At 72.1% G+C, this 26,498-nt stretch carries 25 protein-coding genes; 2 read left to right on the top strand and 23 right to left on the bottom strand.

The window, feature by feature from the left end:
• From AC2YHB_RS13645 to efp, 23 genes are all read right to left on the bottom strand, one after another.
• Window positions 1-1,832: primosomal protein N' family DNA-binding protein (locus AC2YHB_RS13645; RefSeq protein ID WP_487354130.1), on the bottom strand; the 1,832-nt coding region annotated here is incomplete at its 3' end.
• A 58-nt stretch (window positions 1,833-1,890) separates the two neighbouring features.
• Window positions 1,891-4,398, bottom strand: coding sequence for a M4 family metallopeptidase (locus tag AC2YHB_RS13640; RefSeq protein ID WP_487354129.1), 2,508 nt, complete (start codon window positions 4,396-4,398; stop codon window positions 1,891-1,893).
• Window positions 4,399-4,531: 133 nt separating this feature from the next.
• Complete coding sequence (gene metK, locus AC2YHB_RS13635; RefSeq protein WP_036545049.1) at window positions 4,532-5,731, bottom strand: methionine adenosyltransferase; 1,200 nt, start codon at window positions 5,729-5,731, stop codon at window positions 4,532-4,534.
• Between the two features lie 80 nt (window positions 5,732-5,811).
• Entirely contained in the window at window positions 5,812-7,077 is a 1,266-nt protein-coding gene (gene coaBC / locus AC2YHB_RS13630) for a bifunctional phosphopantothenoylcysteine decarboxylase/phosphopantothenate--cysteine ligase CoaBC (protein ID WP_207005905.1), read from the bottom strand.
• 13 nt (window positions 7,078-7,090) lie between these two features.
• Window positions 7,091-7,420 (bottom strand): DNA-directed RNA polymerase subunit omega, encoded by a 330-nt coding sequence (gene rpoZ, locus AC2YHB_RS13625; RefSeq protein WP_036545047.1) that lies wholly within the window; start codon window positions 7,418-7,420, stop codon window positions 7,091-7,093.
• An 8-nt stretch (window positions 7,421-7,428) separates the two neighbouring features.
• The gene (gene gmk / locus AC2YHB_RS13620; RefSeq protein ID WP_036545045.1) at window positions 7,429-7,995 is read right to left on the bottom strand and encodes a guanylate kinase; all 567 of its coding nucleotides are present in this window, start codon (window positions 7,993-7,995) and stop codon (window positions 7,429-7,431) included.
• Window positions 7,992-8,312, bottom strand: a complete 321-nt coding sequence (gene mihF / locus AC2YHB_RS13615; RefSeq protein ID WP_036545044.1) for an integration host factor, actinobacterial type — start codon at window positions 8,310-8,312, stop codon at window positions 7,992-7,994. Before mihF ends, gmk begins: the two co-directional genes overlap by 4 nt.
• Before the next feature lie 147 nt (window positions 8,313-8,459).
• Entirely contained in the window at window positions 8,460-8,936 is a 477-nt protein-coding gene (locus tag AC2YHB_RS13610; protein WP_179651581.1) for a hypothetical protein, read from the bottom strand.
• Window positions 8,933-9,766: an orotidine-5'-phosphate decarboxylase gene (pyrF, locus tag AC2YHB_RS13605; protein WP_207005906.1), complete on the bottom strand. Its 834-nt coding sequence runs from the start codon at window positions 9,764-9,766 to the stop codon at window positions 8,933-8,935. The genes AC2YHB_RS13610 and pyrF overlap by 4 nt, the downstream gene beginning before the upstream one ends.
• Window positions 9,766-10,923, bottom strand: coding sequence for an alpha-hydroxy-acid oxidizing protein (locus AC2YHB_RS13600; RefSeq protein ID WP_487354128.1), 1,158 nt, complete (start codon window positions 10,921-10,923; stop codon window positions 9,766-9,768). The genes pyrF and AC2YHB_RS13600 overlap by 1 nt, the downstream gene beginning before the upstream one ends.
• Before the next feature lie 21 nt (window positions 10,924-10,944).
• Complete coding sequence (locus AC2YHB_RS13595; RefSeq protein ID WP_308645693.1) at window positions 10,945-11,976, bottom strand: quinone-dependent dihydroorotate dehydrogenase; 1,032 nt, start codon at window positions 11,974-11,976, stop codon at window positions 10,945-10,947.
• On the bottom strand, window positions 11,973-15,263 hold the full coding sequence (carB, locus tag AC2YHB_RS13590; RefSeq protein WP_487354127.1) for a carbamoyl-phosphate synthase large subunit: 3,291 nt from the start codon (window positions 15,261-15,263) through the stop codon (window positions 11,973-11,975). Before carB ends, AC2YHB_RS13595 begins: the two co-directional genes overlap by 4 nt.
• Window positions 15,263-16,393: a glutamine-hydrolyzing carbamoyl-phosphate synthase small subunit gene (carA, locus tag AC2YHB_RS13585; protein WP_487354126.1), complete on the bottom strand. Its 1,131-nt coding sequence runs from the start codon at window positions 16,391-16,393 to the stop codon at window positions 15,263-15,265. The genes carB and carA overlap by 1 nt, the downstream gene beginning before the upstream one ends.
• On the bottom strand, window positions 16,390-17,673 hold the full coding sequence (locus AC2YHB_RS13580) for a dihydroorotase (protein ID WP_487354125.1): 1,284 nt from the start codon (window positions 17,671-17,673) through the stop codon (window positions 16,390-16,392). The genes carA and AC2YHB_RS13580 overlap by 4 nt, the downstream gene beginning before the upstream one ends.
• The gene (locus AC2YHB_RS13575) at window positions 17,670-18,605 is read right to left on the bottom strand and encodes an aspartate carbamoyltransferase catalytic subunit (protein WP_487354124.1); all 936 of its coding nucleotides are present in this window, start codon (window positions 18,603-18,605) and stop codon (window positions 17,670-17,672) included. Before AC2YHB_RS13575 ends, AC2YHB_RS13580 begins: the two co-directional genes overlap by 4 nt.
• Window positions 18,602-19,153: a bifunctional pyr operon transcriptional regulator/uracil phosphoribosyltransferase PyrR gene (gene pyrR / locus AC2YHB_RS13570; protein ID WP_036545025.1), complete on the bottom strand. Its 552-nt coding sequence runs from the start codon at window positions 19,151-19,153 to the stop codon at window positions 18,602-18,604. The genes AC2YHB_RS13575 and pyrR overlap by 4 nt, the downstream gene beginning before the upstream one ends.
• 133 nt (window positions 19,154-19,286) lie before the next feature.
• On the bottom strand, window positions 19,287-20,267 hold the full coding sequence (locus tag AC2YHB_RS13565) for a TIGR03557 family F420-dependent LLM class oxidoreductase (protein WP_487354123.1): 981 nt from the start codon (window positions 20,265-20,267) through the stop codon (window positions 19,287-19,289).
• 110 nt (window positions 20,268-20,377) lie between these two features.
• Window positions 20,378-20,548, bottom strand: a complete 171-nt coding sequence (locus AC2YHB_RS13560) for a CsbD family protein (RefSeq protein ID WP_036545021.1) — start codon at window positions 20,546-20,548, stop codon at window positions 20,378-20,380.
• 138 nt (window positions 20,549-20,686) lie between these two features.
• Window positions 20,687-21,154 (bottom strand): DUF5959 family protein, encoded by a 468-nt coding sequence (locus AC2YHB_RS13555; RefSeq protein ID WP_487354122.1) that lies wholly within the window; start codon window positions 21,152-21,154, stop codon window positions 20,687-20,689.
• An 18-nt stretch (window positions 21,155-21,172) separates the two neighbouring features.
• Complete coding sequence (locus AC2YHB_RS13550) at window positions 21,173-22,462, bottom strand: MinD/ParA family ATP-binding protein (RefSeq protein WP_051932222.1); 1,290 nt, start codon at window positions 22,460-22,462, stop codon at window positions 21,173-21,175.
• 99 nt (window positions 22,463-22,561) lie between these two features.
• Window positions 22,562-23,941 (bottom strand): dihydrolipoyl dehydrogenase family protein, encoded by a 1,380-nt coding sequence (locus AC2YHB_RS13545; protein ID WP_179651598.1) that lies wholly within the window; start codon window positions 23,939-23,941, stop codon window positions 22,562-22,564.
• 50 nt (window positions 23,942-23,991) lie between these two features.
• Window positions 23,992-24,411 (bottom strand): transcription antitermination factor NusB, encoded by a 420-nt coding sequence (gene nusB, locus AC2YHB_RS13540; protein ID WP_308645694.1) that lies wholly within the window; start codon window positions 24,409-24,411, stop codon window positions 23,992-23,994.
• Window positions 24,412-24,978, bottom strand: coding sequence for an elongation factor P (gene efp / locus AC2YHB_RS13535; protein ID WP_036545015.1), 567 nt, complete (start codon window positions 24,976-24,978; stop codon window positions 24,412-24,414).
• 185 nt (window positions 24,979-25,163) lie between these two features.
• Between efp and AC2YHB_RS13530 the strand changes: the two genes are divergently transcribed.
• Window positions 25,164-25,721: a hypothetical protein gene (locus AC2YHB_RS13530; RefSeq protein WP_179651599.1), complete on the top strand. Its 558-nt coding sequence runs from the start codon at window positions 25,164-25,166 to the stop codon at window positions 25,719-25,721.
• A gap of 71 nt (window positions 25,722-25,792) precedes the next feature.
• The gene (locus AC2YHB_RS13525) at window positions 25,793-26,491 is read left to right on the top strand and encodes a hypothetical protein (protein ID WP_179651600.1); all 699 of its coding nucleotides are present in this window, start codon (window positions 25,793-25,795) and stop codon (window positions 26,489-26,491) included.
• The last annotated feature ends 7 nt before the right edge of the window (window positions 26,492-26,498 follow it).

Here is a 26,498-nt window from a genome sequence, read left to right as displayed (position 1 = left end):
ACCCGCTCGCCAGCAACGCGCGCGCGGCGAATGCGACCAGACGGGTGCCCAGGCGCCCAGCGGTCCTCGGCCTCGCGGGTCGCGAAGCCGGCCGGGTCCCAGCGCACGAGCGCCTGCAGCGCGGCCAGCGCCGGGTCGCCGACGGCCAGCGCCCTCCCACCGGGCCGGACCAGGCCGACGGCGTTGCACCAACGCCGCAGCGCCTCCTCCTGCGCCCGCATGCTGTCGCGGCCGAGCGCCCACCACGTGTCGAGCAGTACGACGACCGCGTAGCCACCCTCCGCGACCGGCTCCGCTCCCGGCGTGGCGACCACGATCCGTGCCCGCGCGTCGACGCTCGCCCGGATGCGGTCGCCGGAGGACGCGATCACCGGCACGGACGGGAAGGTGCGGCCCAGCTCGTCGGCCGTGCGGGCGTCGCCCAGGACCGGCGCTCGCAGGCCGGTGGCGCCGCACTCGGCGCAGGACCAGTCCGGCGCCTCGGTCGCGCACCAGCGGCAGCGGGGCGGCGACGTCGGGCCGGTCAGCTCCAGCGGCCCCGAGCACGCCGAGCACCGGGCGGGCGTCCGGCACCGCTCGCAGGCCAGCTTGAGGGCGTACCCGACCCGCGGCGTCTGCACGAGCACCGGGCCGCGCTCGAGGCCCCACCGGATCGCGTCGAACACCTCGCGCGGCATCCGCGCGGTCGAGGCGAACGGATCGCGGGCCAGCGCGTGGTCGCTCGCGCCGGTGATCCCGACGAGGACTCGGTCGCGCACGGCGTCACGGGGCAGCGCGATCTCGTGCGCCCAGCCCGCGCGCAGCAGCTGGTCGGCCTCGACGGTCCGGGCGAACCCGCCGACCAGGGCTGCCGCGCCCTCGAGCTCGGAGCGGAGCAGGAGCACCTCCCGGGTGTGCGGGTACGGCGCCCGTGGCTCCGCGTGCAGTTCGTCGCCGTCGTCCCAGACCACCACCAGCCCCAGGTCGCGGACCGGGGCGAACGCGGCCGACCGGGTGCCGACGACGATCCGGCGGGTGCCGCGGCTGACGGCGAGGAAGTCGCGGTAGCGCGCGGCCGGGCCCGGCTCGGCCTGGAGGGTGACGTGGTGCCCGTCGCCGAGCAGCTCGGTCAGGGCGGCGTCGACGCGGGCGACGTCGCGATGGTCGGGCAGGCAGAGGATCGTGCCGCGGCCGGCCGCGAGCGCGACGGCCGCCAGGTGGGCCAGCAACACGGGCCAGTCCTCCCCCGGGCCGGTCCCCCACACCGCACGCGGCGCCTGCCCGTTGCGGAGGTGGGCGATGAACGCGCTCGCCGCCGGGTAGGCCGCCCAGGCCTCCTCGCACCCGCCCCCGTCGGCCGGCAGGGGCGGCTCGGGTGGCGAGGGGGCCTTCTCGGTCGTCGCGTGCCGCGGCGGCACGGCCAGCCGGCGGACGTCGGCGCTGACGCCGGCGTACCTCCGGGCGACCTGCTCGCAGAGCGCCGCCACCGCCGGGCTGAGCACCGGCTCCGGGCTGACCAGCCGGCGCAACGGGGCCAGCCGGCCCTCGTGCTCGGACGCGGCCGAGCGGGCGACGACGAAGCCGTCGACGTCCTGGCCGCCGAAGCGCACCTTGACCCGGGCGCCGGGCACCGCGCCGTCGGCCATCGCGACCGGCACGGCGTAGTCGAAGGGCCGGTCCAGGTGGGCGAGCGGCAGCTCCAGCACGACCCGCGCGACCGGGTCGACCTCGGCGATCTCGGCCTCGGTCGCCTTCCGGGCACGCGTTGCCGCCGCCTTGACCCGCCCCTCGGCCGCCCGGTCCCGGACGAGGCCGGGCAGGTCGAGTGCCGGCTCGTCGGGGGTGGGCGTCATGGGCGCAGTTCTACCAGCGGGGCCCGATCACCGGTCGGCCCGTGCACAGGCCGGCCGGTCAGCGGGTGACCGACCGGCTCGCCGACGTACGCGCGACCGACGTGTAGCCGGTCCTGCTTCCCGTGATCCGGACCGCGATCCGGTGTCCCTTGTCGGTGCGCCGGACCACGTAGGTGCTCGCCGTGGCACCGGAGATCGCCCGCCCGTCGCGCAGCCACTGGTAGCGGAAGGTGATCCCGCTCGGCGACCAGGTGCCCCGCAGCGCGGTGAGGCGACGCCCGACGTACGGGGTGCCGCTGGCCACCACCTTCGACGGAGCGGCGATGACGGCACAGGTGTAGATCTCGATGTCGTCGAGATACCAGCCGGGGGCACCCAGGTACTGGTCGTACCGCATCGTGAAGCGAGGCATTACCCGCTGGCCGGCGAAGGGAGTGAGCTCGACGCGACTCCCGTACCAGTCCTTGCTGATGCCGGCGAATGCCTTGATGCCGCCGTTTTCCGGCTCGAGCTCCCGTGTCGGCCCGTAAGCCCAGGTTCTGCTCGACAACGACGTCGTCCCGAGGCCGACGCGCGCCAGCTCCACGGTGCCTCCGTCCCAGTAGTGCGACGACCAGTCGGAGTAGTCGGTGGAGTACTCAAACGCATGCCAGTGACGGAAGGCCAGGTAGGACTTCTGTCCGGTCGGCAGCGCCACGGGACTCGTCAGCTGCAGCGACTTGGCGGCCATCGGGCCGTCCTCGCCGGTGAAGCCGTCCTCGGCGTACCACGCGGTGTCGCCGGAATATGCGTTCGGCAGGACAGCGGCCGCAGGAAGACGCGTCCACCCACCGGACGGTGCAGTGAAGCCCGCCTGTGCCTGTTCCGAGGCCGGGCTGAGTAGCACCTTCTTCACCGTGCCGCTGGGGCAGCTCCGTGACGCCTGACGGACCGGGTCGGCCACCGGCCGCTTGGTCATCTCCGTCGCGAGCACCGCCTTGTGGACGTTGGTGCAGTCGGCGTCGTTGAGCTGGCCCCCGGTCTGCAGAGTGGCGCAGGCCTGCTCGAGGACACCGGCGAGGTCGTCGTACCGAGCGAAGGAGGGGATGGTCGCGATGACCTGGGTCCAGAGCCGGGCCGACTTCGCAAGCCCCACGTCACCGGCATCGATCCCGCTGATGGCCTGGCCGTTGAAAGTGGTGCCGGGCGTGCCTTGTGAGATCAAGTAGAACGCCTTGTTGCCGACGCCGGAGTTCCAGTGCACTCCGCCGGAGTCAGCCTCACCGGGATACCAGTCAGCCGAGGTGACGCGGTCGGGGTCGTGGTGGATACCCGGATCCTTCATGCTTCGGAACGGCTCACCGGGCAGGTCTTCGCCGAGGTCGAAGGCGGAGTCGTCGTCAGCGCCGTTCCGGTGGTCGATGATCTCGCCGATGATGTCGGCCAGCGACTCGTTGATCGCGCCCGACTGGTCGTAGTAGATGAGTCCCGGGATCCGCTCGATCACGCCGTGCGTCATCTCGTGGCCGACGATGTCGTCTGCCTGCGGGTAGCCCGCGCCGTAGAACATCGCCTGGCCGTTCCAGTAGGCGTTGTCGTAGGGACAGGTCTCGCCGGTGACGCAGATTCGTACCGTAGCTGCCAGCTTCTTGCCCGAGCCGGCGTCGTAGCCGATGAGGTTTGTCAGGTCCTGCATCGCCGGTGTGCCGAATTGCGTGTAGAACTCGGAGACCAGACCGGCGTTGTCGAATGCCGCCTCGACGTCGGGCACGCTCGACGCCGGCGACAACTCGGTCCGCGCATAACCACCCGTGCACACCACGGGGTCGGCGACCGCTACGCCGCCCTGGTCGCAGACCACCCGGTCGGCCTCCTGGATCAGGTCGACGTCCAGCAGCACGACACCGCTGCGGTCGTCGACGAGCACCATCCGTCGTACGCCGTCTCCGGCCCGCACCTCGAAGCGCCACGCGCTGCGGGCGCCGGTGATCGTGGGCACCGGGAGGGTCGCGGGGTCGAGCACCCACCGACCGAGGTCCTCCGCGGTCGCACCCTTCACGCGGCTCCGGCCGACGGTGCCGAGCGCCGTCGTGCGGGCGGCGTCCTCGGTGACCGTGGCCGAGCCGACGGAGGCGGCGTCCGACAGGTTGGCGTCCAGCGAGGCCAGGTCGTGGTCCTTGTCGAGCGTGACGACGACGTCGCCGCCGAGCACCGGCAGGCCGTCGACCTCCTGCTGGTAGCGCACGACCGAGGTGCCGGCCGCCGCGGCCGAGCGACCGTGCTCCACCAGTCGGGTCCCTGCCCGGTCGGCGCCGATCGCGTCGCCGTAGCGGGCGAGGTGGGCCCGCGCGGCGGCGGAGACGCTGGTGCCGCGACCGACGGCCGGGTTGTCGATCTCGGTGCCGGCCGGCGTACCGACGAAGGTGGCGACACCGCCTTCGCGGCGGATACGCAGCGGGCCGTCGGCGTCGGCCCGGAGGACGGCCTCGCCGTCATCGGGACCGGCGACGGCCAGCGGCGCGGGGACGGCCCCCAGCACGGCGCTGGAGACGAAGGCGGCACAGGCCAGGGCGAGCACGCGGCGCACGGGTTTCCCTCCCCGAGAAGCAACAGGTCGAGCGCATCGTTCCACGCTCGACGCCGCCGGGTCCCGCGGACCCCGAAAACCGGCACCGCCCGCCGTCCCCGGAGGGACGACGGGCGGCGAGGAGCCGGGCGGGTCAGACGCCGGCGGCAGCCTTCAGCGCGTCGGCGCGGTCGGTCCGCTCCCAGGTGAACTCGGGGAGCTCGCGGCCGAAGTGACCGTACGCCGCCGTCTTGGCGTAGATCGGGCGACGCAGGTCGAGGTCGCGCAGGATCGCGGCCGGGCGCAGGTCGAAGACCTCGAGCACGGCCTCCTGGATCTTCTCGTCCGGGACGACGCCCGTGCCGAAGGTCTCCACGAAGACACCGACGGGCTTGGCGACACCGATGGCGTAGGCGACCTGGACCTCGGCGCGACGGGCGAGGCCCGCGGCGACGATGTTCTTCGCGACCCAGCGCATGGCGTAGGCGGCGGAGCGGTCGACCTTCGACGGGTCCTTGCCGGAGAACGCGCCGCCCCCGTGGCGGGCCATGCCTCCGTAGGTGTCGACGATGATCTTGCGGCCGGTCAGGCCGGCGTCACCCATCGGGCCACCGACGACGAACTTGCCGGTCGGGTTGATGTGCAGCTTGTAGCCGTCGAACGGGACGCTCGTCTTGAACTGCTCGAGGACCGGCTCGATCACCTTGGCGGTGATGTCGGCCGCGATCTGCTCCTGGGTGACGTCCTCGGCGTGCTGCGTGGACAGCACGACGGTGTCGACCCGGACGGCGCGGTCGTCCTCGTCGTACTCGATGGTGACCTGGGTCTTGCCGTCGGGGCGCAGGTAGGGCAGCGTCCCGTCCTTGCGCACCTCGGTGAGCTTCTCGGCGAGCGTCTGCGCGATCTTGATCGGGAGCGGGAACAGCTCCGGGGTGTCGTCGCAGGCGTAGCCGAACATCAGGCCCTGGTCGCCCGCGCCCTGCTTGTCGAGCTCGTCGGACGAGCCGCCGAGGCGGACGTCCTCGGCGGTGTCGACGCCCTGCGCGATGTCCGGCGACTGCGCACCGATCGCGACCTGGACGCCGCAGGAGTTGCCGTCGAAGCCCTTGTCGGAGGAGTCGTAGCCGATCTCGAGGATCTTCTCGCGCACGAGCTGGGCGACCGGGGCGTAGGCCTCGGTGGTCACCTCGCCGGCAACGACGACCAGCCCGGTGGTCAGCAGCGTCTCGACGGCCACACGGCTCTTCGGGTCGTGCTCGAGCAGGTAGTCGAGCACGGTGTCGCTGATCTGGTCGGCGATCTTGTCCGGGTGACCCTCGGTCACGGACTCCGACGTGAACAGACGTCCGGTCATAGTGGTGAGAACTCCTGATGGGGGGCGGGGGTGAACTGTGTTCCAACGATACGGACAGGCAAGGGTGATGCCCGAACGTCTCAGGACGTGTACTGCGGGGACGACGGGGCCAGGCGGGCGACCACCTGGTCCCAGATGAGGTGTGCGAGCGCCGACTTCGAGCCGTGCGGTACGTCGACCGCGGACCCGTCGGCGCCCAGGATCACCGCTTCGTTGTCGGTGCTCCCGAAGACCGCTCCCCCGCTGACGTCGTTGACGACCAGCAGGTCACAGCCCTTGCGGGCCAGCTTGGCCCGGGCCAGATCGAGCACGCTGCCCGTCGCGTCGCCGGTCTCGGCGGCGAATCCCACGATCACCGCGCCCGGGTGGACCCGGTGCGTGGAGATCTCCTTGAGGATGTCGGGATTCTGTTGCAGCGTGATCGAAGGTGCCGATCCGTCGTCGGCCTTCTTGATCTTGGTCTCCGACTGCGCCGTGGGCCGGAAGTCGGCCGGGGCGGCGGCCATCACGACCGCGTCGGCGGTCGCGGCCGCCGACAGCACGGCGTCGCGCAGCTCGGCGGTCGACTCGACGTGGACCACCTTGACGCCGGCCGGGTCGGTCAGCGCCACGTTGGCGGCCACCAGCGTGACCTCGGCGCCCCGAGCTGCCGCGGCACGGGCCAGGGCGTAGCCCTGGCGGCCCGAGGAGCGGTTGCCGAGGAAGCGGACGGGGTCGAGCCGCTCGCGGGTCCCGCCCGCGGAGACGACGACATGGCGCCCGGCGAGGTCCGCGGGACCGCCCGGCGTGGCCGACGTCGAGCGGCCCAGCACGTCGCGGGCGACCTCGAAGATCTCCTCCGGGTCGGGCAGCCGGCCCTTGCCGGTGTCGGCGCCGGTGAGCCGGCCCTCGGCCGGCTCGATGACCAGGACACCGCGCGAGCGCAGCGTCGCGACGTTCGCCGTGGTGGCGGGGTGCTCCCACATCTCGGTGTGCATCGCCGGGGCGAGCACGACCGGGCAGCGCGCGGTGAGCAGCGTGTTGGTCAGCAGGTCGTCGGCCAGGCCGTGCGCTGCCTTCGCCAGGAGGTCGGCGGTCGCCGGGGCGACGACCACCAGGTCGGCCGTCTGGCCGAGGCGGACGTGCGGCACCTCGTGCACGCCCGTCCACACTTCGGCCGAGACCGGCTTGCCCGACAGGGCGGCCCACGTCGGGGCACCCACGAACTCCAGCGCCGCGGCCGTCGGTACGACGGTCACGTCGTGACCGGACTCCGTGAACCGACGCAGCAGCTCACAGGCCTTGTAGGCGGCGATGCCACCCGAGACGCCGAGCACCACCCGGGGCCGGGGCCCAGCCGATGACATGGAGGCCGTCAGATCACTCGGCGTCGGCGACCGGGGCCGGCGCCGTGGCAGCCGCAGCAGCCTGCTCGGCAGCGAGCTCGGCCGGGTCGATGTCCTCGCAGGTCAGCAGGTCCTCGTTGATCTCGCGCAGCGCGATCGAGAGGGGCTTCTCCTGGACGTGGGTCTCCACGAGCGGACCGACGTACTCGAGCAGGCCCTCGCCGAGCTGCGAGTAGTAGGCGTTGATCTGCCGGGCGCGCTTGGCGCTGTAGAGGACCAGCTTGTACTTGCTGTCGGTCTTGGACAGCAGGTCGTCGATCGGCGGGTTGGTGACACCCACGGCGTCGATGTTTGGGGCAGACACAGAGGTCCTCACAAGTCGGTGGACGGATCAACCATCAAGGATACCAACTCCTCGACGGCAGCATGAACTTCGCGGTTGACGATCGTCACGTCGAACTCCGCCTCGGCCGCGAGCTCCTCGCGCGCGGTGGCCAGCCGACGCTCCCGTTCCTCCTCGCCCTCGGTGCCGCGGCCGACGAGCCGGCGCACGAGCTCCTCCCAGGACGGGGGCTTCAGGAAGACGAACACCGCGTCGGGCTTCGACTCGCGGACCTGCCGCGCGCCCTGCAGATCGATCTCCAGCAGCGCGGGCCGGCCCTCGGCGAGCGCCTGCTCGACGGGGCCGCGCGGCGTGCCGTAGCGGTTGACGCCGTGGACCACGGCCCACTCCAGCATCTGCCCGTCGGCGACGAGGCGGTCGAACTCCTCGACCGACACGAAGTGGTAGTGGACGCCGTCCACCTCGCCGGGACGCGGCTCGCGGGTCGTCGCGGAGACGGACAGGTAGATCTCGGGGTGCTGCTCGCGCATGGCCGCAGCGACCGTGCCCTTGCCGACCGCGGTGGGTCCGGCGAGGACGAACAGTTGTGCCGTCATGCGTCGGTCGAGAACTCGCGCTCCAGGGCGGCGACCTGCTTGGTCCCGAGCCCCCGCACGCGTCGCGACTCGGCGATGCCGAGGCGCTCCATGACCTGGCGGGCCCGGACCTTGCCGAGGCCGGGCACGGACTGCAGCAGGTCGAGCACCTTCATCTTGCCGATGACCTCGTTGACCTGGCCCTGCTGGAGGACCTCGCTGATCGAGGCGCCCGAGTTCTTCAACCGGTTCTTCACCTCGGCCCGCTCACGTCGTGCGGCGGCCGCCTTCTCCAGGGCGGCCTGGCGCTGTTCGGGAGTCAGGGGAGGCAGGGCCACGAGGTCGGAGTCCTTCGGTGTTCGAGACGTGTGTCGGCGGCTTCGGGCTGCGCGGTGCTGCGCAGGAAGGTGCCATCGCCGGTCAATCTAGCCATTCCCGTTCTCGCGGGGCAATGCGGGCCCTCGGTCCCGGCTGCCCGGACGGCCTCAGAGGGACAGCGGGCTCTTGCAGACGTCGCGTGCCTGCTGCTCGACGCCGGCCAGCGCAGCGGCGGTGTCGGCGGAGCCCAGGCGCGTCGCAGCGGCCTCGATCGCCTTGCGGTCGTCGGCGGCCAGGTCCGCCGGCGGCTTGGCGAAGTCGTACGACGCCGCATCGACCCCAGCCGTGTCGAGGGCGGCCTGCAGCTCGCGGACCCGGTCGATGACGATCCGCCACTCGTCGCGGATGTCCTCCGGCGCCTTCGCCGCCAGGTCCTCGAACGCGGGAAGGGCACGCAGCAGTCCGGTCTCCTTGCCCGCGTCGAGCGCCGAGCCCAGCTCGGAGCGGTGCTCCTCGACCGCCGAGCAGTAGGAGTCGTACGCGTCGTCGTCATCGCCGCGGTCGAGCAGCAGGACGCCCGTGAGGGTCACCGCCGCCACCGCCACGGCGAGCAGCGGCAGGTCCCCTCGGGACAGCGGCCTCACCCGAGCAGCGTCCGGAGCTCGTCGTTGGCGCGGAGCACGGCGTCACGCATCGCCACCGGGTCGGGGCCGAGTCGCAGCACGCCCCGCGAGGAGCTCGCGGCGACGTTGCGGGCGCTGGCGCCGAAGATGCGCAGGATGTCGCTGCTCGTGCCGCCCTGCTCGCCGTAGCCCGGCGCGAGGATCGGGCCGTTGAGGTCGAAGTCGAGCCCGCTGCCGTCGATCGTGGCGCCCACGACCGCCCCGAAGGAGCCCAGCGGCGTGGCGCCGGAGTTCAGCTCGCGCAGGTGGTCGAGCATCGCCGACGCGACGGTGCGCCCGCCGAACTCCTCCGACGTGACGGCCTCCTGCACCTCCGGCCCCTCCTTGTTGGAGGTCGCGGCGAGCACGAACAGGCCGGCGTCGTACCGGCGCGCGGTGTCGACGAAGGGCAACAGCGAGCCGAAGCCGAGATAGGGGCTGATGGTGATCGCGTCGGAGGCGAGCGGCGAGGACGGGTCGAGGTAGGCGTCGGCGTAGGCCTGCGACGTCGAGCCGATGTCGCCGCGCTTCACGTCCAGCAGCACCAGCGCGCCCGCCGCGCGGGAGTCCGCGATGACCCGCTCCAGGACGGCGATGCCCTTGCTGCCGAAGCGCTCGTAGAAGGCCGACTGGGGCTTCACGACGCTGCAGTACGGCGCCACGGCCTCCACCGCACCCAGGGCGAACCTCTCGAGCCCGGCGACGTCGTCGTCGTAGCCCCAGTCGTGGAGGAGCGCGCTGTGCGGGTCGATGCCCACGCAGAACTGGCCGCGGTCGGCGAGGGCGGCGGCGAAACGGGCACCAAACGTCATCAGGGAATCCTTCGCAGTGCGTCGGGGGTGAGGTCGGCGATGGTCGGGTAGCCGTCGACGGCCATGACGAGGTCGGCCTCGGCCTGCAGGGCGCGGACCTGGTGGATCGCGCCGGGCACGCCGCCGAGGGCGAGGGCGTACACGTAGGGGCGGCCGATGGCGACCGCGTCGGCGCCGAGCGCGAGTGCCTTGACGACGTCGGCGCCCGTGCGCACGCCCGAGTCGAAGACGACCGGGCCGCGCCCGTCGACCGCCTCGACGACACCGGGCAGCCACTCGAGGGCCGCTCCCCCGCCGTTGGCCTGACGACCGCCGTGGTTGGAGCAGTAGATGCCGTTGACGCCCTCGTCGAGGGCGCGCCGGGCGTCGTCAGGGTGGCAGACGCCCTTGACGAGGATCGGCAGGTCGGTGAGCGAGCGCAGCCAGGGCAGGTCGTCCCAGGTCACCGGGTGGCCGAAGGTGCCGACCCAGGTCATCACGACCGTGCCGGGGTCGGGGTCCGGCCCGGTCATCTCCCGGAAGACGGGGTCGGAGGTGTAGTTGGCGAGCGCCTTGCCGCGCAGCTGTGGGAAGTTGCCCGACGCGAGGTCGCGGGGCCGCCAGCCCGGCACCCAGGTGTCGAGCGTGATGACGATGGCCTCGTAGCCGGCCTTCTCCGCGCGGCTGACGAGGCTGGCCGCGAGCTCGCGGTTCTTGGGCGTGTAGAGCTGGAACCACGTGCCCGCGTCGCCGGCCGCGGCGGCGACCTCCTCGAGCGGGTCGCTCATCAGCGTCGAGCCGATGAGGGGTACGCCGGTCGCCGCCGCCACCTCTGCCGCGTGCACGTCCCCGTGCTGGTCGGGCGTGCAGAGCCCGACGACGCCGACGGGCGCCAGCAGCAGCGGGCTGGCGAGCGTGCGGCCGAACAGCTCCACCGACAGGTCCCGCTCCGGGCTCGCGCGGAACATCCGCGGCACGAGGGCGTAGCGGCCGAAGGCCTCCACGTTGGCGCGCTGCGTGGTCTCGTCTCCGGCGCCCCCGGCGACGTACGTGCGCAGCTCGGGCGGCAGCGCGGCCAGCGCGTTGCGCTCGAGCTCGGCGTAGTCGAAGGGGTGGGCCGGCAGCACGCCGCCGAGCGCGCCGAGGTAGAGCTCGATCTGGTAGTCGCCGAACGCCATGGTGCTCCTTGTCTCGTGCGGCTAGCGCAGGGCCTTGAGGACCTGCTTGGGCCAGCCCGGGCCACCGTAGATCAGGCCGCTGTAGACCTGCACCAGGTCCGCACCCGCGTCGATCCGCTCCCTCGCGTCGGCGGGCGTGCTGATGCCGCCGACCCCGATGAGCGTGAGCCGGTCGCCGACGCGTCCGCGCAGCAGCCGCACGACCTCCGTCGAGCGCTCACGCAGCGGTGCGCCGGAGAGGCCGCCGGCGCCGCACGCCTCGACCTTCGCGGGGTCGGAGCGCAGGCGGTCGCGGGAGATGGTGGTGTTGGTGGCGATGACCCCGGACAGGCCGAGGTCGAGCGCCATGTCGGCGACCGCCAGCACGTCCTCGTCGGACAGGTCCGGCGCGATCTTCACCAGCAGGGGCACCCGGCGGTCGGTGACCGACTCGTCCGTCGTACGACGCACGTGGGCGAGCAGCGGGGCGAGCTTCTCGACGGCCTGCAGGTTGCGCAGGCCGGGGGTGTTCGGGGAGCTGACGTTGACGACGAGGTAGTCGGCGTGCGGGGCGAGCAGGCGGGTCGAGGTCTCGTAGTCGGCCTCGACAGCCGCCTGGTCGTCGTCGGGGACGACCTTCGACTTGCCGATGTTGACGCCGAGGACGAGTCCGCCGGGCTTGCGCCTGCGCCCGGCCAGCCGGCGCGCGACGGTCTCGGCGCCGTCGTTGTTGAAGCCCATCCGGTTGACGACCGCCCGGTCCTCGGGGAGCCGGAACAGCCGCGGCTTCGGGTTGCCGGGCTGGGGCAGCGCGGTGACCGTGCCGATCTCGACGTGCCCGAAGCCGAAGGCGCCCATCCGGTCGTAGACCTCGGCGGTCTTGTCGAAGCCGGGCGCGAGCCCGAGCCGGTTGGGGAAGGTGAGGCCCATCGCCTCGACCGGCGCCCGGCCGGGGATCCGGGCCCGGGTGAGCACCGGTCCCCCGGCCTTGAGGGCGTCGTAGGTCAGGTGGTGCGCCTTCTCGGCGTCCATCCGGACCAGGCAGGTCTCGAAGACCTTGTCGTACAGGGTCACTGCGCGTGCCACTCCTGCAGCGACCGCACGCCGATCGAGCCGGCGCGGATCGCCGCGATGCCCTGCACCGCCGCGGCCAGGCCCTGAACGGTGGTGATGCACGGCGTGCCGGTCAGCACGGCCGACGAGCGGATCTCGTAGCCGTCGATGCGCGAGTCGCCGCCACCGGTCGAGCCGTGCGGGGTGTTGACGATCAGGTCGATCTCGCCGCCGAGGATCATGTCGACGACCGTCGGCTCCCCGTTCGGTCCCTTGCCCTCGAAGTGCTTGCGCACCACGGTGGCCTGGATGCCGTTGCGGCGCAGCACCTCGGCCGTGCCCTGGGTCGCGAGGATCTCGAAGCCGTAGTCCGCGAGGACCCGGGCCGGGAAGATCATCGTCCGCTTGTCGCGGTTCGCGATCGAGATGAAGACCTTGCCCTCGGTCGGGAGCGAGCCGTACGCCGCGGCCTGCGACTTGCTGAAGGCGGTGCCGAAGTCGGCGTCGAAGCCCATCACCTCGCCGGTCGACTTCATCTCGGGCCCGAGGACCGTGTCGACGAAGCTGCCCTCCTTGGTGCGGAACCGGTTGAACGGCAGCACCGCCTCCTTGACCGCGATCGGGGCGTCGGCCGGCAGCGTGCCGCCGTCGCCCTCGGCGGGCAGCGCGCCCGCGGCGCGGAGCTCGGCGATGGACTCGCCCAGCATCACCCGGGCCGCGGCCTTCGCGAGCTGGGTGCCGGTCGCCTTGGACACGAACGGGACCGTCCGCGACGCGCGCGGGTTGGCCTCGATCACGTAGAGGACGTCCGCCCCGAGCGCGAACTGGATGTTGATCAGGCCGCGGACCCCGACCCCCTCCGCGATGGCCGTCGTGGCCTCGCGGATCCGGGTGATCTCGGCGTCGCCGAGCGTGATCGGCGGCAGGGCGCACGACGAGTCGCCGGAGTGGATGCCGGCCTCCTCGATGTGCTCCATCACGCCGCCGAGGAAGAGGTCCGTGCCGTCGTACAGGGCGTCGACGTCGATCTCGACCGCGTCGTCGATGAAGCGGTCGACCAGGACCGGGCGGTCCGGGCTGATCTCGGTCGCGGCCTCGATGTAGGACTTCAGCGCGGCGTCGCTGTAGACGATCTGCATGCCACGCCCGCCGAGGACGTACGACGGCCGCACGAGCACCGGGTAGCCGATGGTGTGCGCGATCGCCTGCGCGTCCTCGAAGGAGACGGCGGTGCCGTGCTTCGGCGCGACGAGGCCGGCGTCGGCCAGGACCCGGCCGAACGCGCCGCGCTCCTCGGCGAGTTCGATCGCCTCGGGCGTCGTACCGGCGATCGGGACCCCGGCGTCCTCGAGGCCCTGCGCGAGACCGAGCGGCGTCTGGCCGCCGAGGGTCGCGATGACCCCGGCGATCGGGCCCGCGGCCTTCTCCGCCTCGTAGATCTCGAGGACGTCCTCGAGGGTCAGCGGCTCGAAGTAGAGCCGGTCCGAGGTGTCGTAGTCGGTCGAGACCGTCTCGGGGTTGCAGTTGACCATGATCGTCTCGTAGCCGGCCTCGGCCAGCGCGAGCGAGGCGTGCACGCACGAGTAGTCGAACTCGATGCCCTGGCCGATCCGGTTGGGACCGGAGCCGAGGATGATCACGGCCTCCTTGCCCTCGGCGCGCGGCTGGACCTCGGTCTCCTCGTCGTACGACGAGTAGTAGTACGGCGTGGCCGCCGCGAACTCGGCAGCGCAGGTGTCCACGGTCTTGTAGACCGGGCGCACGCCGAGCGTCTGCCGGGCGATCCGGACCTCGGACTCCTTCAGGCCGCGGATGCCCGCGATCTGGGCGTCGGAGAAGCCGTGCCGCTTGGCCAGGCGCAGGGCGCCGGCGTCCAGCAGTTCCGACGCGCCCACCTTCTGGGCGATCTCGTCGATCATGAAGACCTGGTCGACGAACCACGGGTCGATCTTCGTGGCGTCGTGGATCTCCTCCTGCGTGGCGCCGGCCCGGATGGCCTGCATCAGCTTCTGCAGGCGGCCGTCGTGCGGGACCTTGATCTCCTCGAGGAGTGCGTCCTTGTCGCCGGGCTCGCCGGTCCAGTGGAAGGGCGCGGACTTGTTCTCCAGCGAGCGCAGCGCCTTGTTGAGCGCCTCGGTGAAGTTGCGGCCGATGGCCATCGCCTCGCCGACCGACTTCATGTGGGTGGTGAGCGTCGGGTCGGCGGTCGGGAACTTCTCGAACGCGAACCGCGGCACCTTGACGACCACGTAGTCGAGCGTGGGCTCGAAGGAGGCCGGGGTCTCCTTCGTGATGTCGTTGGGGATCTCGTCGAGCGTGTAGCCGACGGCCACCTTGGCGGCGATTTTGGCGATCGGGAAGCCGGTCGCCTTCGAGGCCAGCGCCGAGGACCGCGAGACGCGGGGGTTCATCTCGATGACGATGACCCGGCCGTCGGCGGGGTTGACGGCGTACTGGATGTTGCAGCCGCCGGTGTCGACGCCGACCTCGCGGATGATGCCGATCGCCAGGTCGCGCAGGTGCTGGTACTCGCGGTCGGTGAGGGTCATCGCCGGGGCGACGGTGATCGAGTCACCGGTGTGCACGCCCATCGGGTCGAAGTTCTCGATCGAGCAGATGATGACGACGTTGTCGGCCTTGTCGCGCATCACCTCCAGCTCGTACTCCTTCCACCCGAGGATCGACTCCTCGATCAGCACCTCGGTGGTGGGGCTGGCGGACAGGCCGGCGCCGGCGATGCGGTGCATGTCGGCCTCGTCGTAGGCGATGCCGGAGCCGAGGCCGCCCATCGTGAAGGACGGGCGTACGACGATCGGGAAGCCCAGCTCGCCGGCGGCCTTCTCGACCTCCTCCATCGAGTGGCACACGAAGCTGCGGGCGACCTCGCCGCCCACCTTCTCGACGATCGCGTTGAACAGCTCGCGGTTCTCGCCGCGGTGGATGGCCTCGAAGCTGGCGCCGATCATCTCGACGCCGTACTTCTCCAGGACGCCGCTCTCGTGCGCCGCGATGGCGGCGTTGAGCGCGGTCTGGCCACCGAGGGTCGGCAGGATCGCGTCGGGGCGCTCCTTGGCGATGACCTTCTCGACGAACTCCGGGGTGATCGGCTCGACGTAGGTCGCGTCGGCGAACTCCGGGTCGGTCATGATCGTCGCCGGGTTGGAGTTGATCAGGATGACCCGCAGGCCCTCCTCCTTGAGCACCCGGCAGGCCTGGGTGCCCGAGTAGTCGAACTCGCACGCCTGGCCGATGACGATCGGCCCGGAGCCGATGACCAGGACCGACTTGATGTCTTCACGCTTCGGCATCAGGCCTTCTCCTCCAGAAGCTGCACGAACCGGTCGAAGAGGTACGCCGCGTCGTGCGGGCCGGCGGCGGCCTCGGGGTGGTACTGGACGGAGAAGCTCTTGAGCGCACCGGAGCCGTCGCGGAGCTCGAGGCCCTCGACGACGTCGTCGTTCAGGCACACGTGGCTGACCGTCGCGACGCCGTACGGCGTCTCGGTCGCCGTGTCGCGCGGGGCGTCGACGGCGAAGCCGTGGTTGTGCGCGGTGACCTCCACCTTGCGGGTGGTCAGGTCCATCACCGGCTGGTTGATGCCCCGGTGGCCGTACTTCAGCTTGTAGGTGCCGAAGCCGAGCGCACGGCCGAAGAGCTGGTTGCCGAAGCAGATGCCGAAGTACGGCAGGTCGCGGCCCAGCGCCTCCTGGAGCAGCTCGACCTGGCCGGTCGTCGCGGCCGGGTCGCCGGGACCGTTGGAGAAGAACAGGCCGTCGGGCTGCACGGCCAGCACGTCGTCGATCGACGCCGTGGCGGGCAGCACGTGCACCTCGATGCCCCGCTCGCTCATCCGGTAGGGGGTCATGTCCTTGATGCCGAGGTCGAGGGCGGCGACGGTGAACCGCTTCTCGCCCTGGGCCTCGACGACATAGGTCTCGCTGGTGGAGACCGCCTCGGAGAGGTTGGCGCCGGTCATCTCGGCGGACGCCTTGACCTTCTCCAGCAGCTTCACCGGGTCGGTCTCGACCGTGGAGATCCCGACGCGCATGGCGCCGCTCTCGCGCAGGTGGCGGGTCAGGGCACGGGTGTCGATGCCGGAGATCCCCACCACGCCCTGGGCCCTCAGCTCGTCGTCGAGCGAGCGCTGGGAGCGCCAGTTGCTCGGGACGCGCGCAGGGTCGCGGACGACGTACCCGGCGACCCAGATCCGCTTCGACTCGGGGTCCTCGTCGTTCATGCCGGTGTTGCCGACGTGCGGGGCGGTCATCACGACCACCTGGCGGTGGTACGACGGGTCGGTGAGCGTCTCCTGGTAGCCGGTCATGCCGGTGTTGAAGACCGCCTCGCCGAAGGTCTCGCCGGCGGCACCGTAGGCCTCACCGTGGAACGTGCGGCCGTCCTCGAGGACGAGGAGGGCGGGTTGGGCTGGGGCGGTCATGCGAGGGCTCCTTCCAGCACCGTGGGCGTGCCGCGCAGCAGCGTGGCGACCACCCGTCCGGTGAGCTTGCGGTCGTGCCAGGGGTTGTTGCGGCTCAGCGAGACGCTGGCCGCGCGGTCGACCACCACCTGGGCGGCGGGGTCGACGAGGGTCAGGTTGGCGGGCTCGCCGACGGCGATCGGGCGACCGTGGCCCTCCAGGCCGGCGATGCGCGCCGGGCTCTCGCTCATCGCGCGGGCCACGCCGGCCCAGTCGAGCTGGCCGCTCTCGACCATCACGGTGGTGATGACGGACAGCGCCGTCTCCAGCCCGAGCATGCCGAACGCCGCGTCGACGAAGGCGTGCTCCTTGTCGTGTCGTGCGTGTGGCGCGTGGTCGGTGGCGACCGCGTCGATCGTGCCGTCGGCGAGCGCGGCGCGCAGCGCCTCGACGTCCTCGGCCGGGCGCAGCGGCGGGTTGACCTTGAAGGTCGGGTCGTAGCTGCTGAGCAGGTCGGTGGTGAGCAGCAGGTGGTGCGGCGTGACCTCCGCGGTCACGTCGATCCCCTGCGCCTTGGCCCACCGGACCACCTCGACGCTGCCGGCGGTCGAGACGTGGGCGACGTGGACGCGGCTGCCGGTGTGCCGGGCGAGCATCACGTCGCGGGCGACGATGACCTCCTCGGCGATCCCGGGCCAGCCGGGCAGGCCGAGGCGTCCGGAGAGCTCGCCCTCGTGGCAGCAGGCGGTCGGGCCGGCGAGCGCCGGGTCCTGGCTGTGCTGGCTGACCACACCACCGAACGCCTTGACGTACTCCAGCGTCCGGCGCATGACCCGCGCGTCGTGGACGCACTTGCCGTCGTCGGAGAAGACGCGGACCTTCGCGCGGCTGCGGGCCATCAGCCCGAGCTCGGCGAGCTCCTCGCCCGCCAGCCCCTTGGTGACCGCGCCGACCGGCTGGACGTCGACCAGGCCGGCCGCGCGGCCGAGGTCGAGGACCCGCTCGGCGGCCTCCGCGGTGTCGGTGACGGGGTTGGTGTTGGCCATGGCGAGGACCGCGGTGAAGCCTCCGACGGCCGCGGCGCGGGAGCCGGTCAGCACCGTCTCGGCGTCCTCACGACCCGGCTCGCGCAGGTGCGTGTGCAGGTCGACGAGGCCCGGCAGCAGGCGCAGGCCGTCGGCGTCGATGGTCCGCTCCGCCTTCGTCGAGACCGAGCCGATCTCGGCGATCACGCGGTCGGCGACGAGGACGTCGGCCGTCGTACCGTCGGGCAGGGTGGCGCCCTTGATCAAGGTGCTCATGCAGAAGTCTCCTCGCCGGCGAGCAGGTGGTAGAGGACGGACATCCGGACCGCGACGCCCGAGGACACCTGGTCGAGGACCAGGCTGTCGGCGGCGTCGGCGGCGTCCGGGGAGATCTCGAGGCCGCGGTTCATCGGACCGGGGTGCAGGATCGGCGTGCCGGGCTTCAGGAGCGCGAGGCGGTCGCGGGTGAGGCCGTAGCCGATGGTGTACTCGCGGGCCGTGGGGAAGAAGCCGCCGCTCATCCGCTCGCGCTGCACGCGCAGCATCATCACCGCGTCGACCTCGGGCAGCACCGCGTCCAGGTCGTACGACGTCGCGAAGCCGGCCTCCTTCGACCAGTCCCCCACACCGGCCGGCATCAGCGTCGGCGGAGCCACCACGGTGACGCTCGCGCCGAGCTTGACCAGGCTCTTGACGTTGCTGCGGAACACCCGGCTGTGCGTGACGTCGCCGACGATCGCGACGTGCTTGCCCTCGAGGGTGCCGAGCTTGCGCGTCAGGGCGTAGCCGTCGAGCAGCGCCTGCGTCGGGTGCTCGTGGGTGCCGTCGCCGGCGTTGATGACGGGGACGTCGACCCAGCGGCTGATCTGCTCGGCGGCGCCGCTGGCGGAGTGGCGCACGACCAGGCCGTCGATGCCCATGGCCGTCACGGTCAGCGCCGTGTCGCGCAGCGACTCGCCCTTGCTCGTGCTGCTCCCCTTGGCCGACAGGTTGATCACGTCGGCGGAGAGCCACTTGCCGGCGATCTCGAAGCTCGACCGGGTGCGGGTGGAGTCCTCGAAGAAGAGGTTGATCACCGTCCGCCCGCGCAGCGCGGGCAGCTTCTTCACCTCGCGCCTCTGCACGTCGTGCATCTCCGCGGCGGTGGTGAAGATCTGGTGGATGTCGGCGACCTCCAGGTCGTCGATGCTCAGCAGGTGCCGGTTCACTGGATGGTCACCTCGTCCTCCCCGTCGATCTCGCTCAGGCGCAGGCTGACGCGCTCGCTGCGCGCCGTGGGCAGGTTCTTGCCGACGTGGTCGGCGCGGATCGGGAGCTCGCGGTGGCCGCGGTCGACCAGCACGGCCAGCCGTACGACGGCGGGCCGGCCCAGGTCCGAGAGGGCGTCGAGCGCGGCGCGGATGGTGCGCCCGGAGTAGAGCACGTCGTCGACGAGCACGACGGTCTTGCCGTCGATGCCACCGGCGGGCAGCTCGGTGCGGTGCGGGGCACGCGTGGGGTGCGAGCGCAGGTCGTCGCGGTACATCGTGACGTCGAGCGAGCCGGTCGCGACCGTCGTACCTTCGACGGTCGCGATGTTCGCGGCGATCCGGTGGGCCAGCGGCACCCCGCGGGTGTGCAGGCCGAGAAGCAGAAGATCCTCGGCGCCCTTGTTGCGCTCGAGGATCTCGTGGGAAATGCGGACCAACGCCCGGCTGATGTCGCCGGCGTCGAGGACGACGCGCCCCTGAGCGGGGGCCTGGTCGTGGGTAGGCATCAGTGTGCCTGACCTCCTTCTCCGCCTCACGGGACGGCTCCTTAAAGGATGTCTGAACGGGCTCCACCCTAGCGGTTGGAGGCCCTTCCGGCCGAACCGGGTCCGGTGTGCCGCGGACCACGCCGGCGCGCGGTCAGGCCGATCGCAGGCGCTCCAGCAGCGGCCCGGCCGCCTCGTCCAGGAACCGCTGCTGGAACCGGTCGCCGACCTGGACGAGCGCCACGTCGGTGAAGCCTGCCTCCGGGAACGCCAGCACCGCCTCGGCGATCGCGTCGAGGTCGGGTCCGCACGGGATCTTGTCCGCGACGTCCTCGGCGCGCACGAACTGGCTCGCCGCCTCGAAGCCGGCGGGGGTCGGCAGGTCGGCGTTCACACCCCAGCCCCCGCCGAACCAGCGGAACTGCTCGTGGGCGAGCTTCACCGCCTCGTCGCGGTCGGGCGCCCAGCAGATCGGGACCTGCCCGATGGCCCGGGCGGCCCGGCCGACCTGCGGCGCACCGTCGGTCTGGTTCCACTGCTGCACGAGCGCGGCGTCCGGCTCGACGGCGACCAGGTGGTCGGCGCTCTCGGCGAGCGCCTCGATGGCGCGCGGTCCCCCGACGGCGACCCCGATCTCGACCGGCTTGTCCGGGAGGTCCCAGACGCGGGCCGACTCGACCTCGAAGTACTCCCCCTTGTGGTCGACCAGCTCACCGGTGTGCAGCGAGCGGATCACGTCGATCGCCTCGGCCAGCATCTCCAGGCGCGTCTCCACACCGGGCCACCCGGCGCCGACGACGTGCTCGTTCAGGCTCTCGCCGCTGCCCACGCCGAGGGTGAAGCGGTTGCCCGAGAGCACCGCCAGGGTCGCGGCCTTCTGGGCGACGACGGCGGGGTGGTAGCGCATCGTCGGGCAGGTCACGTAGGTCATCAGGTCGAGGTCGGTCGTCGCCTGGGCCACGGCCCCGAGGACGGTCCACGCGTACGGCGCGTGCCCCTGCTCCACCAGCCATGGCGAGTAGTGGTCGCTGCAGACCGCGAACTCGAAGCCCTTGTCCTCGGCCGCCTGGGCGTAGGTGACCAGCTCGCGCGGCCCGCTCTGCTCGGTCATCAAGGTGTAGCCGAAGGTGGTCATGGTGGCCCCGGTACCCGGTCGGGCGTCGTACCAACGGGGCGGGACGGCCCGGGCAGGACGAAGGGGCCCCGTGTCCCTGGAGCCCCTTCGCGCATGCCCTCGTCAAGCGGTCACTTGAAGGCGTCCTTCACCTTCTCGCCCGCCTGCTTGAGGTTGCCCTTGAGCTGGTCGCCCTTGCCTTCGGCTTCCAGGTCCTCGTCGTCGGTGGCCTTGCCGACCGACTCCTTGAGCTTGCCCGTCTTCTCCTCGGCGGCGTTGCTGATCTTGTCGTCGAGACCCATCGTGGGACCCCCTTCAGTCTCGCGCGGCGGGCTCCTTGCAGCCCGCACGGCCGTACTCCTGCACTACCCGGCCGCCGCGCGACGATCCGGTCATCCATGGATCCATGGTCGTGCGCCCGGCGGACCTGCCGGGCCCCGTCATGAAGGCCGCGCCCACGTCCAGACGCCCGGACTCGTCTCGACGGTCTCCGCGGGATAGGCGTCCAGGACGGCCCGCAGGTGCCCGGCCTGCTCGAGGACCCACCCGTCGGCCAGCTGCACCGGGACGACGAGCTGCGCGCCCGACCCCGGCTCGTCGAGGATCGTCACGATCGCGCCGCCGTCGTCAGGTGCGACGGTCAGGACGATCGTCCGACCGGTGTCACGCCAGGTCGCCTCGTCGCCGATCGACAGGGCATCCAGGCACCGCGACCACTCGTCGAGGTCTCCCCGGGTGACGACGTCCTCGGCGTGCAGCCGAAACACGCCTGCATCCACGACCAGCTGGGCGGACAGGTGGTCGTGGTGCTCGGGCACGCCGGCGCCGAAGCGCCCGGTGACGACCACGCTCACCTCGTTGCCCTGTCCCGACAGGTGGATCATTCGCAGGGCGGTCTCGTCCGACATGGGCCGATCGTCGCGCATCTACAACGCGGCGGCCATCCCCGCACACGCCCGCAGCCACGCCCGTCGGGTGGCCGCCGACAGCTCGCCGTACGGGACCACCGACCCGGACACGAGCGCCGGGTCGTAGGGCACCCGGTAGACGCCGCGGGTGCGCTGCTCGTAGACCTGGGTCAGGTCGCGCGCGAGGCCCTCGTCGACCTTGGGGCTGGGGTCGGAGAGCACCGTCACCGTCTTGTACTTGAGGTTCTCGTAGCCGGCGTCCTGGAGGGCGTCGAGCATCCACAGCCCGCTGTAGCCGGTGTCCTCGCGCACGGTGCTGGTGACGACCAGGAGGTCGGCCGCCTCGGCCGCGGCCAGCCAGTTCTCGGCCCTCAGGTTGTTGCCGGTGTCCACCAGGATGATCCGGTAGAACCGCTCCAGCAGCGCGTGCACCTCCGCGAAGTCCTTCGCGTGGATGACGCCGGTGACGTCGGGACGCTCGTCCGAGGCCAGGACGTCGAAGTGCGCGTCGCCCTGCGAGCGGACGAAGGCACCGAGGTCGCCGATGCGCGACTGGTAGACGTCCTTGAACCGCTCGACGTCCTCGAGCAGCTCACGGGTCGTGTTGCGGTGGGCGCTCCGGGCACCGCGGATGCCGAGGGTCCCGCGCGTCTCGTTGTTGTCCCAGCCGATCACGCCGCCGCCGCGCACGGTGCCGAAGGTGTAGCCGGCGGCGAGCACGCCGGTCGTCTTGGCCGCGCCGCCCTTCGGGTTCACGAACGCGATCGTGCGCGGGCCGTCGAAGTCCTTCTGGATGAGCGCCCGGTCGGCCTCCCAGGCCCGCTCCTTCGCGCCCATGGCCGGCTTGACCAGGCCACCCGACCAGCGGCGTACCCGGCCCCGCCATCCCCACGTCGCCGGACCGGGTTGCTTGTCGTTGTCGCGACGGTCGAGGAAGTCGGTGGCGCTCATGAAGCGCCGCGGCTCGACGTGGGCGGGCGCGGGCGGCGCGGGAGCCGCGGCAGGCGGGGCGCTCGGCGGGGCGCTCGGCGGAGCAGGCCGGTACGACGGCGGCGGGCCGGTCGGTGGCGCGGCCGTCGGTGGTGGCGCCGTCGGGCGGGCACCCGGATCGGGTCGCATCGCCGTGTGCTCGCCGATCGGCCCGGCGTGCGGGATCGGGTCCGTCAGCGGATCCACCGGTGCCCCGGCCCGAGCGGCCTCGAGCTGCTGCTCGCTGAAGGCCTCCAGCTCCGTGGTGGTGTAGAGGCGGTCCGAGGTGTTCTGCGGATCGGGCTCCGGCTGGGCAGGGTCGACATCGGTCTGACTCACGAGAACCTCCGAGATAGGCAGTCAGTCCCGACCAAACTACCCCGGCGCCCGGCCGTCGACGGGCGTGCCGTGCACAGCCCGTCGTCTCATCCGGTCATGTCAGGAGATGTCGCCCAGCGCCGTCTCGATCGCCCGGTGGAAGGTCGGGTAGGCGAAGTGCATCCCGCGCAGGGTCGCCAGCGGCACCTCCGCGTGGATCGCGGTGACCAGCATCCCGATGATCTCCCCGCCCGAGGGTCCGACGGCGGTCGCGCCCACGAGCACGTCACGGTCGAGGTCGGCGACCACCTTGATCACGCCCTCGTTGCCGACCTTGTGCAGCCAGCCACGGCTCGACTCCTGCAGCTTCGAGATGCCGACCCCGACGTTGAGGCCGGCGTCACGCGCCTGCTTCTCGGTCATCCCGACCGAGCCGACCTCCGGATCGGTGAAGGTCGCCCGGGACACCGCGCGATAGTCGGCCCACGGGCCGTCCTCCCCGGTCAGGTCCCGGATCGCCACGTTGGCCTGGTACATCGACATGTGCGTGAACGCACCCTTGCCCGTGATGTCGCCGATCGCCCACAGGCCGTCGACGCCGGCCACCCGCATCCGCTCGTCGACGTCGATCGCCCGGGCCGACGGGTCGCCGCCGACGGTGTCGAGGCCCACGTCCCCCAGGTTGGTACGACGACCGGCGGCCACCAGCAGGGCCTGGGCCGCGAGCGTCGTACCGTCCGCGAGGCCGATCGCGAACGCACCGTCGTGGCGCACGGAGCTGACCCCGACGCCGGCGCGCACGGAGATCCCCTCGGCCTCCAGGGCGGAGGCGACCACGGCGCTCGCCTCCGGCTCCTCGGGTCCGAGGATCCGCTCGAAGGCCTCGACGACGGTCACCTCGACGCCGAACCGCGAGAACGCCTGGGCCAGCTCGCAGCCGATCGCTCCCCCGCCCAGGACGACCAGGCTGGTCGGCAGCTCACGGAGGCGGACCGCGTCGCGGTTGGTCCAGTACGGCGTGTCGGCCAGCCCGTCGATCGGCGGGACCGCGGGCTCCGTTCCGGTGTTGAGCACCACCCCGCGTCGTACCGTCAGCTCGACGTCGCCGTCGTCGGTCGTGACCACGACCCGGCCGGGACCGGCGAGCCGGCCGGTGCCGCGCAGGAACCGGGCACCGGCATCCTCGAGCCGCTTGACCGCGACCGTGTCGTCCCAGTCGTCGGTCGCCTCGTCGCGGATCCGGTCCGCGACGGGGGTCCAGTCCGCGGTGACCTCGGTGCTCCCGCCGAGCGCGGGCACGCGCCGGGCCTCGGCGAGCGCGTCGGCCGCGCGGATCATCATCTTCGACGGGACGCACCCGAAGTAGGGACACTCGCCTCCGACGAGACGGCGGTCGACCCCGACCACGGAGAGCCCGGCCCGGGCCAGCGAGGCGGCGACGTGCTCGCCCCCCGGCCCGAGTCCGATGACGACGACATCCACCTCATCAGGCTGAGACATGTCGCCAGATTGGCACATCGGGCAAGCCGGCGGCCAGCATCAGGCATCGCTCAGACGAGCGTGGACTTGCTCCTCTGGATGGCGCCGAGGACCCCGTTGACGAAGGTCGGCGACTCGTCGGTCGACAGCTCCTGGACCAGGGCCATCGCCTCGGTCACCGCGACCGTGTCCGGCACGTCGTCGGCCCAGAGCATCTCCCAGACCCCGATCCGCAGCACGTTGCGGTCGACCGCGGGCATGCGGGCGAGGCTCCAGCCGGTGGAGAACTCGGTGAGGACCTCGTCGATCCGCTCCCGCCGCTCCGTCACGCCCTCGATGAGCGTGCGGGTGTAGGGGTTGCTCGGCGCCTCGCCCTCGGCGACGACGCGCGCGAGCGCCTCGACGCCCGTCTCGCCGCGCAGGTCGGCGGCGTACAGGACGTCGAGGGCACGCTTGCGGGCCTTGGTGCGGGCTCCCATCAGGGTGGCCACTCAGCCCTTCACACGGGAGAGGTACGAGCCGCCCTCGCGGGTGTCGACCTTGATCTTCTCGCCCTGCTCGATGAACAGCGGGACCTGGATCTCGGCGCCGGTCTCGAGCGTGGCCGGCTTGGTGCGGCCCGTGGCGGAGTCGCCGACGACGCCCGGCTCGGTGTAGGAGACGAGGAGCTCGACCGAGGCCGGCATCTCGATGAAGAGGACGCGGCCCTCGTTGGTGGCGATCACGACGTCCTGGTTCTCCAGGAGGAAGCCGGCGGCGGAGCCGACGATCTCCGGGGTGACCTCGATCTGGTCGTAGGTCTGGACGTCCATGAAGACGAAGTTCGTGCCGTCGTTGTAGAGGTACTGGAACGAGCGGCGGTCGACCGTGGCGGTCTCGACCTTGGTGCCGGCGTTGAAGGTCTTGTCGACGTTCTTGCCCGACTCGACGTGCTTGAGCTTGGTGCGGACGAAGGCCGGGCCCTTGCCGGGCTTCACGTGCTGGAACTCGACCACCTGCCAGAGCTGGCCCTCCAGGTTGAGCACCATGCCGTTCTTGAGGTCGTTCGTCGTTGCCATGCGTCAGCCTTCTTCGATGCAGATGTCAATGGGGTGCGGCCACCGCCGTCGAGACGTGGCACAGCGTCCGATCCTATCGACGGGCGCCAACGGCGGGAAATCTTCGATCAGCCGCGTAACACCCGCCCGGCCCGGCGTCATGAAGGTGTGTACGGCGACAACGGGTCGCCACGAGGGAGGACACCATGCGCAAGCTCACCCCCTACCGCGCCGCCGCGGCGGCGTTCGCGATCGTGCTCGCCACGCTCGGCGGTGCCTACGCCGTGAGCGCGGCCGGCGGCTCCGACGACCAGGACCAGAGCGTCGTCGAGGACTCCACGAGCGACAGCCCGGAGACCGACGCGACCGACGACGCGTCGGAGTCGCCGGAGGCCGAGGAGACCGACGAGACCGACGCCCCCGACGAGACCGAAGCCGACGACCCGGAGACCGACGACGCCGACGAGGCCGACGACCAGGACGAGAACGAGGGTCCCGACGACCACGGCGACCACCACGGCCGTGACCACGCCGAGGACGGCGACGACCAGGGCGAGGACGCCGACGACCACGGCGACCACCACGGCGACGACGCCGACCACGACGAGGACGGCGACCACCACGGCGACGAGTCCGAGGCCCCCGAGGTCGACGACGACTCCGGCCACGACGGCTCGGGCCACGACGGGTCCGACGACGCCACCGACGACGCGACCGACGACTCGGGCCACGACGGCTCGGGCCACGACGGATCCGACGACTGACCAGGACCGCCCGGGAGCGCGACAATGGCTCCCGGGCGATCACTCCCCACCCCTGACGAGAACGAATGCGCATGGACCGCACCCCTGACCTGAGCCTGCCGATCCCGGAGACGCCGGCCGACCCGGCCTTCATGGCCCAGCTGGCGCTCGAGGCGCGCGCCTCCGTCCCCGGGTCCGGTACGACGCCGGCCGTCGCCCCGCGCGGCTGGGCCGCTGCCGTCGCCGCGGCCGCCGCGGTCGCCGTGGTCGCGGGCGGCGCCGTGGCACTGACCGGGCTGGGGCGCGACGACGACACGGAGCCGTTGCCTGCGACGTCGATCACCCCCGGCGACGACGCGTCCACCACCGGCGGTGCGACGACCGGCGACGACGGTGACACCACCCGCCCGCCCGACGACGACGCGTCCGGTGCCGGCGCCGGCACGACCGTCCCCGGCCCGGGCACGGCCGGCGGCACCGGGGGCAGCACGGAAGGCGGCACGGAGGGCGGCACGGGCGGCGGGATGGACCACGGCCGCGGCGGCGGAGGCGACGACGCCACGCAGGACGGCGACCACCGCGGCTCCGACGACACGACCGACGACAGCCACGGCGGGCGGGGCGGTTCCGACGACGGCACGGACTCGCCCGAGGGCACCGACACGCCCGACAGCCCGGACTCGACCGACGACGGCGGCCACCACAGCGGCAGCGGCGGGGGCGACGGCTCGGGCGGGGGCAGCGACGACAGCGCGGACGGTCCCACCGGGGCCGCCTCGGCGGGGGCCTGAGACGGCG

Source organism: Nocardioides sp. SRI_004, from assembly GCF_057586415.1.
This window is presented reverse-complemented; position numbering and strand designations above follow the sequence as displayed.